A 15870-nucleotide genomic window follows, 5' to 3' on the forward strand; every position below is an offset into this window, starting at 1 on the left:
ATAGGCGGTCGTGGCTCTGATGCAGCGTGACCGATGCAACGTCACCGGGCGCTTTCCGTCGTCAGGAAAGCGCGGCTTTAAGCGTCTTCTGAAAATTGGGGAACCTTGCCGCTGGCGACCACCCCAGCGCACTTTTGCCGCAGCCTCTCCCTGACGGCAATCACGGTGGGAGTGACCTGTTTTCTGCTGGGGCAAAGCAGATAGAGCTGAACGGGCGGAGACTGAAATTGCGGTAAAACCTGCACCAAATTCCCGCATTGCAGATCTGCAGCGATATCAAGCGCTGAGCGGTGGGCGATACCTTTGCCGGCGACAGCCCAGCGTCTGACAATGTCGGTGTCATTGCTGATCCTGTTGCTGCCGACCTTAATCTTGAAACAGTCTGTGTTGTGGGTGAATTCCCAGGTATTGAAAAGGCGGCCATCCAGTCGGTACAGCAAGCAGTTGTGCTTCCTTAAATCCTCAGGGTGCGTGGGTTCGCCAAACCTGGCCAGGTAGGCGGGAGAGGCGCAGGTGATTCTCGGTATTGTTGCAATGTGAAAGGCAACCAGGTTTGAGTCTTCTGGTTTGCCATAGCGCAGGGCCAGGTCAACGTCGTCGACAAAGAAATTTGACAGAGAGTCGCCCGCCATCAGGTTAATCGTCAGGGAAGGGTGCTGGTCCATCAGCGCGTCCATCCAGGGTAAAACGATATTGCGTCCCAGGTCTGAGGATACTGAAAGTCTCAGTTCTCCGGCGATCTCTCCCTGAGACTGCTGCGCCGAGATGCGACCCTGGTCTAGGCTGGCCAATGCCTGGCGGCAGTGAAACAGGAACTGTTCGCCTTGAGAGGTAATCCGTAGCTGCCGGGTTGTCCGGACAAACAACGGGATATCGAGTTGCTTCTCCAGCCGTCTGAGTGCAGTGCTGGCCGCGGCAGTCGATATGCCCTGCTGTTTGGCCGATTCGGTGATGCTGCCGGTTTCCGCTATACGGATAAACAGACTCAGGTCTGATGTGTTCATTATTAAATATATTTTAATAGTGTTTATATTTTTGCTGTGTTTTTAGTTTATAAAACTAAAACGATAATGTCTCGAATCCCATCGGTAACGCGCTATCAGGGCGCTTCGGAGCGCGGCAGTATTCAGACTCAGTGATCGTTTCTGAGTTAGTTCTGGAGGCCGCTGTGGAGAAACCAAGGTTGGCATTTTTATGAGGCAGATATGATCGAAGGTACAGATATTCGCCATCTTATGGGGCGCTCACTGGAGCTTCCTTGTGGCGCAGAGTTAAAGAACCGGTTGGTTAAATCCGCGATGTCTGATTCGCTTGCCGATGGTGAGGGTAATCCGACAGAGGCTCAGATCAGGCTCTACGAAAGATGGGCAAAAGGTGGCGTTGCCCTGTCGATTATTGGCGAAGTGCAGGGGGATCCCCGTTTTCCCGAAAAGCCAGGCAACCTGGTGTTTAGTGCGGATTCCGATCTTCTGACCTTACAGGCTCTGGCCCGCCGGGCATCGGTAGAGGGGGCGCATATCTGGCCGCAGCTAGGTCATGCCGGCGCGCTTTCGCACTCGGCGATCAGCCGGCCGACCGGGCCATCAGCCTTGCAGATCGGCGATTTCGCCTGTGCTGGTATGTCCGTTTCCGACGTGGAGCAGTTGCCTCAACTGTATGCCAGAGCCGCAATGCTCGCCAAAGAGGTAGGTTTTACCGGTGTGCAGATCCATGCCGGTCATGGTTTTTTGCTCAGTCAGTTCCTGTCACCGCTTTTCAACCGGCGCAATGACCAATATGGCGGCTCGATCGAAGCCCGTGCCCGGATAGTTGTCGAGGTAATAGACAGGGTACGGCGTGCTGTTGGCCCGCGGTTTCCCGTGGGGATAAAGATCAATTCGTCGGATCAGTTGGAAGGAGGGTTAACAGAGGCCGATGCCTTAGAGCTGGTGGCTATGCTCGACCGGACCTCAGTTGATCTGATAGAGGTCAGCGGCGGTACCTATTTTCCGGGCGCTAAGGCCTGTACGGATAATGTTGCCAGCGGGCCTTACTTTGTCGATTTTTCCGCCAGGGCTAAGCAGGTTACTTGCATACCTTTACAGGCAACCGGCGGCTTCAAAACGGGTGATCAGGTTGGCGCTGCCCTGGCGAGCCGTGCGGTGGATGCGGTCGGGCTGGCCCGGACGATGGTGTTGAACCCGGCACTTGCAAATGACTGGCTGTCCGGCCAAGCGGCTGCCCCGGCTTTTCCCCGGTTTGAGACAGTGCCACCGGGTGGAATCACGGCGTGGTATACGATGTTGCTCACCGCATTGGCCAATGGTAACGAGAGTCGTTTTGAGGTGGATCTTTCGTCGGCGATCAGGCTTTACGAGGAACGTGATGAGATGCGAAGCGCTAATTGGCGCGAGCGTTTCGGGCAGGCATAACGGATAGCGGATCTAATGTTGGGCTGTGCCCTGAGGGGGTATTACTATGTGATTAGAAAGGAGCCTGAATGATCAGGCTCCTTTATCAGCGGACTATCAGATCAGGTTATAGATAAATACAACCATGACCGCAGCAGGGGTCAGGAACTTCAGGACGAACATCAGACCATTGAAAGCGCCTTCGCTGTCCATCGCCAGTTCCTGGCGAACCATCTCACGTTTCATGAACCAGCCAACCAGTACCGCAGTCAGCAGGCCCGCCAGTGGCATCATCAGGTTAGACGTAACGTAGTCGAGGATATCGAATACTGTCTTACCTTCGAAGGCCGGGATAAAGGCCAGCGGGTGGAAGTTAGCCCACTCGTTGAGTGAGAGTACGGTAGCGATACCCAGCAGCCAGACAGTTCCGCCTGCGATCAGGGTGGCGACGAAGCGGTTGATACCTTTCTTCTCTTCCAGCCATTCCACTACCGGCTCCAGCAGGGAGATAGCGGAAGTGAAGGCTGCGACAACCAGCAGGGCGAAGAACAGTGTACCGAACAGCACACCACCGGACATCTTGCCGAACGCCAGTGGCAGAGTCTGGAAGATAAGGCCCGGACCCGCACCCGGCTCAAGGCCGTTTGCAAAGACCAGCGGGAAGATCGCCAGACCGGCCAGCAGCGCCACCAGCGTGTCTACGATGGAAACCGTGACGGCTGTTTTGGCGATAGATACGTTTTTCGGCAGGTAAGAACCGTAGGCGATCATGACCGCCATACCCAGACTCAGGGTGAAGAAGGCGTGGCCCAGCGCGGTCAGTACACCGGCCGTTGTCAGTTTGCTGAAGTCGACAGAGAACAGGAAGCTGAAGCCCTGATCAAATGCTGAAGTGCTGGCAGCATAGCCAACCATCACCAGCAGCAAGAAGAACAACAGTGGCATCAGCAGGTTAATCGCTTTCTCCATACCGGACTTCAGGCCGCGGGCAACGATCATGATCACCGTCACCATAAAGATGCTGTGCCAGATCATCAGGGTACCGGCATCGCCGAGCAGGCCGCCGAACATAGCGCCGATAGCGTCGGCGTCGGCCCCGGCGAAGCTGCCGCTGGCGGCATGGCCCACGTAGCTGATCGCCCAGCCGCCGATAACGGAGTAGAAGGAGAGAATCAGAAAAGAGGCGATAACGCCAAGCCAGGCGACTCCGACCCAGCGGGTACTGAGTCCGTTTCGCTGTGCCAGGTCGCGCAGACTGTTAATCGGGCTCTTACCGCCGGCGCGTCCCATCATCACCTCGGCAATCATAATCGGGATGCCGACAATAGAGATACATAGCAGGTAAACCAGTACGAAAGCACCGCCACCGTTTTCACCGGTGATATACGGGAATTTCCAGATGTTACCCAGCCCGACAGCGGAACCACTGGCGGCGAGGATAAAGGCCATCCGGGAAGACCACATGGTATTGGCCTGACGGCCCTGGGGTTCTGTTGCGTCTGTTGAGAGATTTTGCGTTAACTTGCTCACGTTTTGCTCCAAGATCTTTATTTTTTTTGTCTGGAATCAGTCAGCATTTAAGCGCTGACCTGGTCTTTGAGGTTGTATAACGATTACCGGATAGCTGAAGACAGACCACTGCCGTGATGTGCTGGCTGCACAAAACCACAGTGCTTCGGAATTATCCGGCGGTCGGTTTTGAATCAGCTGTGGGGCGGTGATATTTTCGCAACGGGTATTCGGCAGTGAATGCGATGCGAAAAGGTGTCTTGCAGGCAGGAAGAGTGGATTGAACACTGAGCTGAGCGGAAAGCAGAGACGCTGTCCGTATTACAGAATGAGAAAAGGATCTGTTTCAGATTCATAATCTGGCCTCGCGTACCCTGTGCCGGATCACGGCGGGTCGCTCCTGTCTTATTGTTTTTCAACCGGCCGATAGGCCGCTGATTCAGGTACTTCCTTTATCGCCCGGGTAGAGCGACTGGGTAAATCTACATCTACGTTGACGTAAACGTCAACAGTAAATTTGATAATTTGAAGATATACCTTTGTACAAGAGATGAGCGAGCAGAATAGCTCTCTGGTTTCTGCCGGAGCTGGTGCCTATCTCAATGACGCTCTGGCACCGACTGGTGTTGCCGGATTGTGTTAGATTGCGCCCCGTTTTAGCTGATCGCTCTGTTGGCGGTCCGGGTAAGGGGTAAGAGAAAACTGATGTTATACAACTTTTTCGGCATTTTAAGTTCGGTGTTCTTTGTTGGCTGTCTGTTCGGACTGGTCGACCAGCTGCGCCGTATCAGGAAACGTAAGGGTTCTGAGCTGGCGCTCAGCAGCGGTTATGCAACCCAGTCATTGTCTGCAAATGCCTTCTTTTCCAGCTTTATAGCGTTTTATGCCTTCTTTCTCTATTCGATCATGCTGGACGAGATCGAACCCTATATCTTCATTACCCGCCTGTTTGCGGCGCTGATGACTTTGCTGATCCTGTTTGAATTGTATGTTGATCGCCACCAGCTATCCCAGCGCCTGCCGTTTCTGGTCGGAGTGGGCTGTATGGTGATCGCCGTGGTGGCTTTTTTCTTTCGCGAGCAGGTGCTGGTGGTCGGTCGCACCACCTCGGTTGTGCTGGCATTGGGCGCTACGGTGGTGATGGTGCAGGGCGGTATCCAGCAGATCCGTAAAATCTGGCTGGAGAAAACTACCGGAGCCCTGTCGCTGCCGATGAATGCCGTCTTCATGTGTAAGGATCTTTCCAATGTGGCATTCGGTTTTGTGCTGGGGCTGACCGATGGCTGGCCGCTGATCATGCTTGGCAGTGTCAGCGCATTACTGAAACTGGCGATCATCGCCCAGTTCTTTATCTATCCGAAGCAGAAGGAAGTGGTTGCCTGACAGGCGTAGGCTTTCAGTCAGCATCTGAAAAGCCGGGCAGTGTGGGTACTGTCCGGCGCTTTTGCATCTCGGCGCTGGTGTTTCTGCGCAGTGTCAGATGGCAAGGTTGGCCTGCCAGCTGGTTTCGGTGACCGGAAACAGTCTTAGCAGCGCCTGCGGGGTGTGGATCAGTTCATCACTGTCGGTGCGTTGCAGCTGGTCCAGCGGGTCGTAACCCCAGCTAACCGCGACCGTATTCATGCCCTGTTGCTTTCCGGCATCTATATCGAGACGGTGATCGCCGATCATGCTGCAGTGATGGGCCGCAATCTGGTGTTGGTCGAGGATCTTTTTCAGGGTGAGGGCCTTACTGTGACCCGGTGTCTGGTCGTCGCTGCCATATATCGCCTGAAAGTAGGGCGCCAGATGGCTGTGGCGCAGCAGTATCTCAGCCTGCATCTGTGGTTTGCTGGTGGCAACCAACAGGCCGTAGCCACGCTGATTCAGCTGTTGCAGTGCTGCCTTGATATGGGGGTAGTGCTGATACTGGTAGATCCCCTTGCTCAGGTAGTAGTGACGAAAGCGGTTAATGGCGCTGTTAATCCGGGCCGGTTGCTCGGTTTGTAACAGCCTGGAAAAACTGTCCCGCAGGGAGGGGCCGATCAGCTGCTGCGCCGTGACCTCCCGGGCCAGCTGTGATAATCCCTGTTGTTGCAGGACATGGCGGACGCCACAGAGGATGCCCTCCTGAGTATTAAGCAGGGTTCCGTCGAGGTCGAATAACAGGTAACGCATAGGAATAGTCCCGTGTCGCCATTGGAGTAAAATCGAAATAAAAAAGGGGGAAGCAGAACTTCCCCCGGGCGCGGCATAGGATCGCGCCTAAAAGTGCCGGGTTGTACATGGGTGCTGCACGCACCGGCTTGCCAGTAAGAGGAAAATGCGGCCCTGGCGGTCAGGGCCGGCTGTCAAAGCAATGCTCAGGCGGTCTTGCCGCTTTCGTAGGTTTCTACACGCAGCATATTGGTCGAGCCGGGACGGCCGAACGGTGCGCCGGCAGTGATCACCAGCATGTCGCCATCGTCGGCCATCTCGCGTTGTTCCACCGCTTCAAAGGCAGCTTCTACGATGTGTTCGCAGTCCGAGAAGCTTTCATCGACCAGTGACTGGATACCCCAGACCACGGTGAGGCGTCGTGCTGTGGTCAGGCTCGGCGTCAGGCTGAGGATCGGTGCCTTAGGCCGCTCGCGTGCAGCTCGCAGGCTGGTGGTACCGGACTGGGTATAGTTCACCAGTGCCGCAACCGGCAGAATCCGGCTGATACGGCGGATTGCACAGCTGATCGCATCGGATACGGTCGCGTCCGGGAAGGGGCGGTTTATATCCAGTCGCGCCAGGTAGTTGGGGTCAGACTCGACCTCATGGATGATCTTACGCATCATGCTGACCGCTTCGATCGGGTAGTCCCCGGAAGCGGTTTCAGCCGATAACATCACGGCGTCAGCGCCTTCATACACCGCATTGGCAACATCGGTTACCTCGGCACGGGTCGGTGCCGGTGAGTTACGCATCGACTCCAGCATCTGGGTGGCGACCACAACCGGCTTACCCTGCTGGCGGCAGCTTTCAACAATGCGTTTCTGGATTGCCGGGATGGTCTCGGCAGGCAGTTCTACGCCGAGGTCGCCACGGGCAACCATGATGGCATCAGCCTGGGAAACGATCTCATCGAGGTATTCCACGGCGCTGGGTTTCTCGACCTTGGCCATCAGGAAAGCGCGACCCTGAATGATCGCCTTGGCCTCGGCAATATCCTCCGGTTTTTGTACGAAGGAGAGGGCGACCCAGTCGACGCCGATTTCAAGGCCGAACTGCAGGTCGCGATGATCCTTTTCCGTCAGGGGGCTCAGCTCCAGCACCGCTTCGGGTACGTTGACGCCTTTGCGATCGGACAGCTCGCCGCCCACCAGAACTTCGGTGTCGACACCTTCAGCATCAGCTGCGGTTACGTTCAGCCGCAGCTTACCGTCGTCCAGCAACAGGTTCATGCCCGGTTTCAGTGCTTCGATAATCTCGGGGTGGGGCAGGCTGGCGCGTGTCGTATCGCCGGGGGCGTTGTCCAGGTCGAGCCGGAATGCCTGGCCTTTCTGCAGGATAACCGCACCATCGGCGAATTTACCGACACGCAGCTTCGGACCCTGAAGATCCATCAGGATGCCGATCGGTGTGCCCATCTCCTGTTCCACCGCACGAATCCACTGCAGGCGCTCGGCGTGATCAGCGTGCTCACCGTGACTGAAATTGAGGCGGAATACATTGGCACCGTTCTCTACCAGGCGGCGGATATCGGCTTTGTCTTTAATAGCAGGGCCCAGTGTGGCAACTATTTTTACTTTCTTATTCTGAATCATTTGCTGGGTCTCCCAGAATGAGGATGGCGCGGAAGTCATTAACGTTGGTGCGGGTCGGGCCGGTGAACAGTAACTGCTCCAGGGCTTCGAAGTAGCCGTAGCCATCGTTGTTATCAAGCATATCGGTGGCGCTGATTCCCTGTGCCAGTGCATCGTTGTAGCTGTCGGGTGTCATGATGGCGCCGGCGTTGTCCTCGGAACCATCGATACCATCGGTATCGGCGGCGATTGCCCAGACACCGGCCTGACCTTTCAGGCTTTCTGTCAGGCTGAGCAGAAATTCTGCATTGCGGCCGCCGCGGCCGTTGCCTTTCACGGTCACCGTGGTTTCACCGCCGGAGATGATGACGCAGGGCGGCTGAATCGGCTGACCGTGTTTAATGATCTGTTGTGTGATGCCCGCATGTACCTTGGCGACTTCGCGGGATTCGCCCTCCAGATCGCCCAGCACCAGCGCAGGGATGCCGTCTGCTTCACACTTATCCAGTGTGGCCTGCAGCGCGTGCTGCGGGGTGGCGATCAGGGCAAAGTGACTGTTCTGCAGGCAGGGATCTCCCGCCTTCACGGTCTCGGACGCCGGATCATTCAGCCATGCCTGGATATGCGCCGGGGTATCGATTTCGTAGCGCTGCAGAATCGCCAGCGCCTCAGCCGAGGTGGTGGGATCGGCGACGCTCGGGCCGGAGGCGATTACGGTGGCTTCATCACCCGGTACATCGGATATCGCGTAGGTGTACAGCGTGGCCGGATAGCAGGCTTTTGCCAGGCGTCCGCCCTTGATGGCGGAGAGGTGCTTGCGGACGCAGTTCATTTCGCTGATGGATGCGCCTGATCTCAGCAGCGCCTTATTCAGCTGCTGCTTATCCTGCAGGCTGATACCCGGTGCCGGCAATGACAGCAGGGCGGAACCACCGCCTGAGAGCAGGAAGATTACCGTATCATCCGCCGTGAGATTTTCGACCATCGCCATCACCCTGTTTGCTACGGCGAGACCGGCGTCGTCCGGCACCGGATGGGCTGCTTCGACGACTTCGATTTTTTCACAATCTGCATTGTGGCCGTAGCGGGTGACGACCAGTCCGCTGATTTCACCCTGCCAGGTCTGTTCCAGTGCCTGTGCCATGGATGCAGCTGCCTTGCCAGCGCCGATGACCACCGCTCTGCCGGATTTGTCCGCGGGGAGATGGGGCGCCAATGCCTGCCGGGGATGGGCGACATTCACCGCCGTATCGAACAGGTCGGTCAGAAAGGTTTGGGGGTCAGTCATCATCGGGTTTCTCCTGAATCGAGCGGAATAACGGGCGTGAAGCGGGAAGCCTTGCGGCCTCCCTGGGTGTGGCGTTTTCTTAACGATTAGTCGCGAATTGAGTGGTTCGCCATGTGTTCCAGCGCCTTAATCAGGGCGGAGTGGTCCCAGTTGGAGCCACCCAGCGCGGCGCAGCTGTTAAACAGCTCCTGAGCGGTGGAGGTGTTTGGCAGGCCGATCTGCATTTCGCGGGCACCGCTGAGGGCCAGGTTAAGGTCTTTCTGGTGCAGCGAGATACGGAAGCCCGGATCAAAAGTACCCTTAACCATGCGCTCGCCGTGTACTTCCAGAATCTTGGAGGAGGCAAAGCCGCCCATCAGTGCTTCACGTACCTTGGCCGGATCAGCACCCGCCTTGGATGCGAACAGCAGGGCTTCAGCCACTGCCTGAATGTTCAGCGCTACGATAATCTGGTTGGCAACCTTGGTGGTCTGACCATCGCCGTTACCACCCACCAGAGTGATGTTTTTACCCATCGCTTCGAACAGTGGCTTGGCGCGCTCGAAGGCTGCATCGCTACCGCCGACCATGATGGTCAGGCTGGCGGCAATCGCACCGACTTCACCGCCGGATACCGGGGCATCCAGATACTCAGCGCCAGTGGCGTTGATACGCTCGGCGAAAGATTTTGTTGCCAGCGGGGCGATGGAGCTCATATCGATGATCACCTTGCCCGCGCCGGCCGCTTCTGCAACGCCGTTTTCGCGGAACAGAACATCTTCAACCTGAGGGGTGTCCGGCACCATGATGATGATGAACTCTGCTTCCTGGGTAACCTCTTTAGGGTTCGCCAGCGCGATCCCCTTGTCACCGACCAGGTCGGCCGGAGCCTTGTCGAAGTGTTCGCTGAAAAACAGTGTGTGGCCTGCATCCTGCAGGTTTTTTGCCATGGGCTTACCCATGATGCCGGTGCCGATAAATCCAATCTTAGCCATTGTTATTCTCCGGATTGTTAGCTTTTAATCGCTTACTGGTTTAAATCTGATTGTGGGTCTTCAGCCAGCCGAGGCCCGCTTCGGTGGTGGTGGTCGGTTTGTATTCGCAACCGATCCAGCCGTCGTAACCCTGCTGGTCGATAAAATCGAACAGGAAGTGGTAGTTGATCTCGCCGGTGCCGGGTTCATGGCGTCCCGGGTTATCCGCCAGCTGGATATGGTTGATGACACCCAGGTTGGCTTCGATCGTTGGGGCAAGGTCACCTTCCATAATCTGCATATGGTAGATGTCGTACTGCAGGTAGAGATTGTCGCTGCCTGCCGCTTCACGAATGGCCACGGCCTGGGCGGTGTTATTGAGGAAGAAGCCCGGAATATCGCGGGTGTTGATCGCTTCCATCACCAAACGGATACCGGCGGCGGCCAGCTTGTCAGCGGCGTAGCGGATATTGCTGATAAAGGTGGCTTCTGCCGCTTCAGGTGTCACCTCGGCAGGTACGATACCGGCGAGACAGTTGATCTGCTGATTGCCGAGGATCGCCGCATATTCCAGCGCTTTATCGACACCCTGACGAAACTCGTCAACCCGGTCCGGGTGACAGGCGATGCCGCGTTCTCCGCCGGCCCAGTCGCCTGCCGGCAGGTTGAACAGCACCTGTTCCAGCGCGTTGTCGTCCAGTTTTTCTTTGATCAGCGAGGCATCAAAGTCGTAGGGAAACAGGTACTCAACTCCTTTAAACCCTGCGTTTGCAGCTGCTTCGAAGCGATCGATAAAATCGACTTCGGTAAACAGCATCGACAGATTGGCTGCTAAACGTGGCATAAATGCTCCTTGGTTAGGGCTGGCCGCCGGTTAAAACCGGGCAGCCAGCTGGGATATGTCTATTTCAGATCAGTCGAGCAGAGAGATCGCGGTCGGTGCATCGGCCGCGTTTTCTGCCAGATCTTCAAATTCATTGATGTTGTTGATCTCAACACCCATGGAGATGTTGGTTACACGCTCCAGCAGGATCTCTACGATGACCGGTACCTGATGCTCGGCCATCAGTGCCTTGGCCTGAGCCAGTGCGGCACTGATCTCTTCCGGATCGCGTACACGGATCGCCTTACAGCCCAGGCCTTCCGCTACCGCAACGTGGTCGACACCGTAGCTGCCGAGTTCCGGTGCATTGACGTTCTCGAATGACAGCTGTACGCAGTAATCCATGTCGAATCCACGCTGCGCCTGACGGATCAGACCCAGGTAAGAGTTGTTTACTACCACGTGGATATACGGCAGCTTGAACTGCGCCCCGACCGCCAGCTCCTCGATCATGAACTGGAAGTCGTAGTCACCGGAGAGGGCAACAACGTTGCGTTCAGGATCGGCCTTGGCGACACCCAGCGCCGCCGGCACAGTCCAACCCAGGGGACCCGCCTGGCCACAGTTGATCCAGTGGCGTGGCTTGTAGACGTGCAGGAACTGCGCAGCCGCGATCTGGGACAGGCCGATAGTGCTGACATAGCAGGTGTCTTTGCCAAAGGCTTCGTTCATCTCTTCATAAACGCGCTGTGGCTTGATCGGCGTTTCGGTGAAGTGGGTCTTACGCTGCAGGGTGCGCTTACGCTCCTGACATTCGGACAGCCACTTGCTGCGGTCTTTCAGCTTGCCGGCTTCGCGCCATTCACGTGCCACTTCGATAAACACTTCAAGCGCCGCTCCGGCGTCCGATACGATGCCGTAGTCCGGCATAAATACGCGGCCGATCTGGGTTGGCTCGATATCAACGTGAACGAACTTGCGGCCTTCGGTGTAGACATCGACACCACCAGTGTGACGGTTGGCCCAGCGGTTACCCACGCCCAGTACAAAGTCGGAGGCCAGCAGGGTGGCGTTACCGTAGCGGTGAGAGGTCTGCAGACCTACCATGCCGACCATCTGTGGGTGATCGTCCGGAATCGTGCCCCAGCCCATCAGGGTCGGGATAACCGGCAGGCCGGTGATCTCGGCAAATTCCACCAGTTTGTCGCTGGCATCGGCGTTGATAATACCGCCACCGGCAACCAGCAGCGGGTTCTCTGCTTCATTCAGCATGCTCAGTGCTTTCTCAACCTGGCTGCGGGTTGCAGCAGGCTTGTGCACTTCCATCGGCTCGTAGGCGTCGATATCAAACTCGATTTCGGCCATCTGCACGTCAAATGGCAGATCCAGCAGTACCGGTCCCGGGCGGCCGGAACGCATGATGTGGAATGCTTTCTGGAATGCGTACGGAATCTGCGCAGGCTCCAGTACAGTGGTGCACCACTTGGTGACCGGCTCGGCGATTTTGGAGATCTCTACCGCCTGGAAGTCTTCTTTGTGCAGGCGGGCTGTCGGGGCCTGGCCGGTAATGCAAAGAATCGGAATTGAGTCCGCAGATGCGGAGTAGAGGCCTGTAACCATATCAGTACCCGCAGGGCCGGATGTACCGATACAGACACCGATGTTGCCTGGATTGGTCCGGGTATAGCCCTCGGCCATATGAGAAGCCCCCTCCACATGGCGCGCGAGTACGTGATCAATCCCACCATGTTTCTTTAATGCAGCATACATAGGGTTGATAGCAGCGCCCGGTATACCGAATGCGGTATCGATACCTTCGCGTGCCATTACCAGCACTGCTGCCTCTATCGCTTTCATTCTGGCCATTACTCTTCCACCTCGTTTTAAAATAATTGTATACACGAATGTGTCCAATAATTCTAAACACATGCTGACTTTTGGGTCAAGAAATGAGGTGTATCTTTAAATGCGGGTGTATTTCGAGAGAAAATCGCCTGCAAACATAGACTTAGGTCGTATTGTTGGGCTGCGTTATTTATATTGTGCCCAAAAAATAAAAAAAATGTACAACTTTAGTATGTATTTTTGTCATCCTATCGATTACAACTAGGACTGTCTGCAGAACATGTTTCCCAATATATGGATACATAAGTGATGTGGAAGTGCGTGCAATCCTGAACCGCTTCTATCCCGAAGTAAAAGCGTGACCCGCACTCTGTGCGCAGGATGTATGTACAGGAACGGGCTGTGCGGGCTTCAGACCAGATCGATCAATAAAAGAATCTGGCGGAGCAGGCCGGTTCGTCGGACGGCGTTCCTCGGCTGGGCGTGGTTCGGAAAAAGTCCGGGGTGTGCGAGCCAAGGGATGCCGCCCCGGCACCTGATTGTTCAGCATAGAGGTTTGTCACCTGGGTGGCCGGCTGATGCAGGCGCAGATCTGTATCGGCTGGTGGGTGTTAACCGGATTCGCCAGATCGTTTATCCAGCGCAAGCGGGCCTTAGTCCGCCTGCGATAAAGGTTTCCTTATGTTTAAAAATGGAGATTGACCGATGACCGTTCTGAATCTGAACACTTCGAATGAAATTGCAAAAAACGCCTTTCAGCATGCCACTGAGGTAGGGGCAGCACCGTTAACCGTGGCGGTGCTGGATCAGGGAGGCAAACTGATCGCGCTGCAACGCCAGGATGGTTCCAGCATGCTGCGTCCGGATGTCGCGATCGGTAAGGCATGGGGCGCACTGGCTCTGGGCAAGTCGTCACGGGAGATCGGACTGGATGCTGAAAACCGACCGGCATTCATCTCTGCACTGAATACGCTGGCGCAGGGAAATCTGGTACCGGTCCCAGGCGGGGTGCTGGTGATGTCCGAAGCCGGTGGCGAAGTGCTGGGCGCGGTAGGCATCAGCGGGGATACCTCTGATATCGATGAGCTGTGCGCCATTGAAGGTATCCGTGCTGCCGGACTGCGCTGCAACGCCTGATAGTCAGGCCCCACGGCCCGGTATTTCTCCGGGTCGTGGGAAAGAAGGATTGCTACAACAATAAAAATACCGATCGTTTTCCGGTTGTCAGGTGGCGTCGACCCTTGCTCAGCACGCGCGTAAAGCAAGGCGGCCGGTGGTGCAAAGCTCAGGGCAGGGATGGGCCGGAAGCGATCTCGAGGGTCCGATCCCGAGGGGCCCAGTACCGGAGATAACTATGCGCATTTCAGGGGCTGTATCCGCGTCCATTCAAACTAAACTGACGTTGCTGTTCGGCCTTGCCCTGGTAATGTCGCTTAGTACCGTGGGTGCGATATCCGTTTATCAGGCTGCAAAGATTGCCGAAAAACGTCTGCTTACAGAAGAACTTCCCAATATCCTCGGCCGTATCACGGCATCGGTAGACTACCGCATCAGTCAGACGCTGGATGCCGGACGCAGTATCGCCAATAACAGCCTGCTGGCCGACGCTATCGAACAGGGTACTGTCACTGAACCGCAGTTGCGTCAGCAGCTGAAACAGATTGTGAGTAGCTATAACACTGAAATGGCCTTTGTGGTTACCCCTGACGGGCGCTACTACACCGATCAGGGCCTGCGGAAAACACTCAGCCCGGATCTGCAGCAGGATCAGTGGTTTTACGCCTTCCTCAACGGGGGGCAGACCTACGAGCTGGCACTGGATCTGGATGAGCAGATCGGCGTGATGATGGCCTTCGTCAACTACCGGATGGCGCGTGCCGGTGATGATCTGGCGGTAACCGGTGTCGGCGTCAATCTGAGCGAGATTGCGGCACAGGTAAACAGCCACCGTATAGCTGGCCAGGGACGGGTGTTTCTGGTCGATGCCGATGGGCTGGTGAAGGTTCATACCGATACTGCGCTGGTGAATAACGCCCGCCTGGCGACATTGCCGGGTATAGGTGCGTTGGCGGACCCCTTGACCGGCCACCAGAGCTTTCACGTGTCTGAATCCCAGCTGGATGGAGAGGATCAGTTCCTGGCGTCCAGCTATATCCCCAGCCTGGGCTGGTATCTGGTGGCGACCGTTCCCCAGGATGCCGTGTTTGCCGAGCTGGAAGCGGCATTCACCGGTGTTATGCAGCTGGTGGCGCTGTTATCCCTGATATTGCTGGTGCCGGTATTCTGGATCAGCCGCAGCGTATCGGCGCCGGTGAAAAAGGTCGCCCTGCTGCTGACCGATATTGGCGAAGGCGCCGGCGATCTGACCAGTCGGCTCGATATGCGTGAAACCAATGAGATCGGCCAGCTGGCTAACGGCTTCAATGGCTTTGTATCCCGTATTCAGGCCTCAATCAGCCAGGTGGACAGGGTGCGGGCGCAGGTGTCGGAAACACTGCAGGATGTGATTGAGAGTGCCGGTACCACCATCGACAACGTCAACGACCAGCAGCAGCGGGTGGTGCAGGTGGCATCGTCGATGGAGCAGATGCGCGCGACCATTCAGGAGATCACCCGGATTGCCGGCTACGCCTCCGGGGCCAGCGGTGCGGTGCGTGAACAGGCGATTGGCGGTGCCGGCCTGCTGACGCAGGCGCGGACAGCGAATAATCAGCTCTCCGAGGCGATCCGCGATGCCAACAGCGTCATTCAGCAGCTGGACAAGGATATACAGGAGATCGGCAGCCTGCTGGTGGTGATCCGGGAAGTGTCTGACAATACCAACCTGCTGGCGCTGAATGCCTCAATCGAAGCGGCCCGGGCCGGAGAACAGGGACGCGGTTTTGCCGTCGTTGCCGATGAAGTACGCGGACTGGCGACCAAGAGCCACCAGCTGACCAGCCGGATTCAGAGCATTATTACCAAGCTGCAAAATGGCGCAGGCAGCGCCATGTCGGTGATGGATCAGGCGCTGGAAAGCAGTATGCGATCGGTTGAACAGGCCGACCGTGCCGGTGAAGCCTTTTCCGAAATCGAACGCGCAATCCATAGCATCAGCGACCAGAACGAACGTGTTGCCGAGAATCTCGGTCAGCAGTCGCTGGTGGTAGAGGAAGTGGCACAAAGCACGGTCCTGATCAGTGATGCCGGCGACAGCGCCCTGGCGGCGGCACGGCAGTCCGCCAGCGCCTGTGATTCGTTGCAGGACTCAGTCGAACAGCTGGGCGAAACCATGTCGCGTTTCCGCTATTAGTGATCATTACATCTTCAA

General features: G+C 56.5%; 12 protein-coding genes. 4 read left to right on the forward strand and 8 right to left on the reverse strand.

What is annotated here, in order from left to right; all coding sequences use genetic code 11:
* Nucleotides 1–77: 77 nt before the first annotated feature.
* Nucleotides 78–1004, reverse strand: coding sequence for a LysR family transcriptional regulator (locus Q354_RS0122865; protein ID WP_027859648.1), 927 nt, complete (start codon nt 1002–1004; stop codon nt 78–80).
* Nucleotides 1005–1205: 201 nt separating this feature from the next.
* Here Q354_RS0122865 and Q354_RS0122870 point away from each other — a divergent pair, with 201 nt between their 5' ends.
* Nucleotides 1206–2411: an NADH:flavin oxidoreductase/NADH oxidase family protein gene (locus Q354_RS0122870; RefSeq protein ID WP_036231289.1), complete on the forward strand. Its 1206-nt coding sequence runs from the start codon at nt 1206–1208 to the stop codon at nt 2409–2411.
* Nucleotides 2412–2507: 96 nt separating this feature from the next.
* On the opposite strand, the gene Q354_RS0122875 is transcribed toward Q354_RS0122870, so the two are convergent.
* Complete coding sequence (locus Q354_RS0122875) at nt 2508–3920, reverse strand: sodium-dependent transporter (RefSeq protein ID WP_027859650.1); 1413 nt, start codon at nt 3918–3920, stop codon at nt 2508–2510.
* A 684-nt stretch (nt 3921–4604) separates the two neighbouring features.
* Between Q354_RS0122875 and Q354_RS0122880 the strand changes: the two genes are divergently transcribed.
* The gene (locus tag Q354_RS0122880; protein ID WP_027859651.1) at nt 4605–5282 is read left to right on the forward strand and encodes a hypothetical protein; all 678 of its coding nucleotides are present in this window, start codon (nt 4605–4607) and stop codon (nt 5280–5282) included.
* A gap of 93 nt (nt 5283–5375) precedes the next feature.
* On the opposite strand, the gene Q354_RS0122885 is transcribed toward Q354_RS0122880, so the two are convergent.
* The 6 genes from Q354_RS0122885 to gcl all read right to left on the reverse strand — a co-directional run bounded on the left by Q354_RS0122885 (nt 5376) and on the right by gcl (nt 12581).
* Nucleotides 5376–6056 (reverse strand): HAD family hydrolase, encoded by a 681-nt coding sequence (locus Q354_RS0122885; protein ID WP_027859652.1) that lies wholly within the window; start codon nt 6054–6056, stop codon nt 5376–5378.
* Nucleotides 6057–6241: 185 nt separating this feature from the next.
* Nucleotides 6242–7672, reverse strand: a complete 1431-nt coding sequence (gene pyk / locus Q354_RS0122890) for a pyruvate kinase (RefSeq protein WP_027859653.1) — start codon at nt 7670–7672, stop codon at nt 6242–6244.
* Nucleotides 7659–8942 carry a glycerate kinase type-2 family protein gene (locus Q354_RS0122895; RefSeq protein ID WP_027859654.1) on the reverse strand — a complete coding sequence of 428 codons (1284 nt, stop codon included), beginning with the start codon at nt 8940–8942 and terminating at the stop codon, nt 7659–7661. The genes pyk and Q354_RS0122895 overlap by 14 nt, the downstream gene beginning before the upstream one ends.
* Nucleotides 8943–9025: 83 nt before the next feature.
* On the reverse strand, nt 9026–9928 hold the full coding sequence (locus tag Q354_RS0122900; protein ID WP_456085371.1) for a 2-hydroxy-3-oxopropionate reductase: 903 nt from the start codon (nt 9926–9928) through the stop codon (nt 9026–9028).
* A 25-nt stretch (nt 9929–9953) separates the two neighbouring features.
* Entirely contained in the window at nt 9954–10736 is a 783-nt protein-coding gene (gene hyi / locus Q354_RS0122905) for a hydroxypyruvate isomerase (RefSeq protein ID WP_027859656.1), read from the reverse strand.
* Nucleotides 10737–10805: 69 nt separating this feature from the next.
* Nucleotides 10806–12581, reverse strand: coding sequence for a glyoxylate carboligase (gcl, locus tag Q354_RS0122910; RefSeq protein WP_027859657.1), 1776 nt, complete (start codon nt 12579–12581; stop codon nt 10806–10808).
* Between the two features lie 684 nt (nt 12582–13265).
* Between gcl and Q354_RS0122915 the strand changes: the two genes are divergently transcribed.
* On the forward strand, nt 13266–13697 hold the full coding sequence (locus Q354_RS0122915; protein ID WP_027859658.1) for a GlcG/HbpS family heme-binding protein: 432 nt from the start codon (nt 13266–13268) through the stop codon (nt 13695–13697).
* A 217-nt stretch (nt 13698–13914) separates the two neighbouring features.
* Nucleotides 13915–15852 carry a methyl-accepting chemotaxis protein gene (locus tag Q354_RS0122920; RefSeq protein WP_027859659.1) on the forward strand — a complete coding sequence of 646 codons (1938 nt, stop codon included), beginning with the start codon at nt 13915–13917 and terminating at the stop codon, nt 15850–15852.
* Nucleotides 15853–15870: the final 18 nt, after the last annotated feature.

This window comes from Marinobacterium jannaschii DSM 6295, from assembly GCF_000620085.1.
Taxonomy (GTDB): Bacteria; Pseudomonadota; Gammaproteobacteria; order Pseudomonadales; family Balneatricaceae; genus Pontibacterium; species Pontibacterium jannaschii.